Annotated in this window: 1 protein-coding gene and 1 pseudogene; both read right to left on the bottom strand. The window is 56.6% G+C overall.

Going from position 1 to position 1,503, the window contains the following annotated elements; all coding sequences use genetic code 11:
• A pseudogene (locus WKU26_RS12490) lies at positions 1 to 368 on the bottom strand (glucose/galactose MFS transporter); the annotation flags it as partial.
• A 1-nt stretch (position 369) separates the two neighbouring features.
• Positions 370 to 1,503, bottom strand: a 1,134-nt coding sequence (locus WKU26_RS12495) for a GHMP family kinase ATP-binding protein (RefSeq protein WP_445323252.1), incomplete at its 5' end; no start/stop codon positions are given.

The raw sequence follows: 1,503 nt of genomic DNA on the forward strand, positions 1-1,503 counted from the left end.
GTCAGTCCGCACCCTATCACAAAGAGCGAGAACAGGAAGAACTCGAACGAGCCTATCCTTCCCCCCGGAATGAAGAGCAGCGCCCCCACGCCGTACAGCACGAGTCCCGTCAGCACCCCCGCGCGGTATCCGAAACGCCGGATGATGTTCCCCGCCGGCAGCGCCATGATGAAATACCCCCCGTACACCACGGCCTGAATCAGCGCCGAGCGTGTCCTTGTAATCTCCATCGTATCCTGGAAATGCTTGTTCAGCACATCCAGAATACTGTGTGCAAAGCCCCACAGAAAGAAGAGGCTTGTAATCAGAATAAACGGAAGGAGGAAACTCCGTCCCTCCTTCGTACTCACCAGACCGTTTCTTTCCATATCAGCTTCTGCTTATTTCAAGACCCTTTTCCGAGAGGCTCATCTCCACGAAACGCGCCCTGTCGTTCGGTCTGTTCTCATTCAAAATCAGTTGTATTCTCGCCGCCGCTTCCGGATCCTTGGCCACCATGTACAGATAGCCTCCGCCCCCTGCTCCCGGCAGCTTGTAACCCAGACACAGGTCGTCCACCAGTTCCGTGAGCGCCTGCACCGCCGGCGGGTTCGTACCCTCATCCAGCAGCTGGTTCTGCTTCCACGTCTTGCGCACCAGACGTCCCATTGCGGTAAAGTCATTTCTCAGGATTGCGTCATACATATCCACGGCATGCCCCTTCATCTCACCCAGCAGCTCCAGGTGCTTCGACGAGTTCAGGAACATTCCCCGTACAATCTCCGCCAGAATCCCCTTCGCCGTACGCGTAATCCCCGTATAATACAGCAGATGACACTTGCGGTACTCGCTTCCCGTAAACAGATAGTCGGGCAGCCATCTCACCATCGGCTCCTGGTTCCATCCCGCCTTCGTCTGCAGCATCTTCACACCCTGCAGCACACCGCCGTACTGGTCCTGCCATCCTCCCCCTGTGGTAAGCAGCTGCTCCAGAATCAGCGTACGGCTTCCAATCTCCTGCTTGTCCCAGTTCAGACCACAGAAATCATTCACCGCTCCCAGCACCGTAGCCGCCAGAATCGAACTTGTACCCAGTCCCGAACCCGCCGGAATAGCCGAAAGCAGTGTCACCTCGATACCCGCACCGAACGCCTTGAGCTGTTCCTCCAGCGAAGCATAACACTCCGTATTGAAATCCGGGTGGAATCCCGCCAGCACCAGCGCCGCCTTCGGAATAGAGAAAGGCGAGCCCACCTTATTAAACGCATGCAGCTCCTCATAAGTCGATACCACCTCCATGGCCCCCAGGTCGATGGAGCGCAGAATCACCTTGTATTCCTTCGACGGCTTCACATACACCTGCAAAGGAGGCTGCCCGTTCAGTTCGATGGCAATGTTCACCACATTACCCCCCTCCATCAGACTATAAGGCGGGGTATCCGTCCACCCCCCTGCCAGATCCACACGCACCGGGCTTCTTCCCCACACAATCTGGTCCTCATACACCGAAAGCTTCGGATGCTG

The organism is Phocaeicola sp. HCN-40430, from assembly GCF_037890285.1.
In the GTDB taxonomy this organism is placed as follows: Bacteria; Bacteroidota; Bacteroidia; order Bacteroidales; family Bacteroidaceae; genus Phocaeicola; species Phocaeicola acetigenes.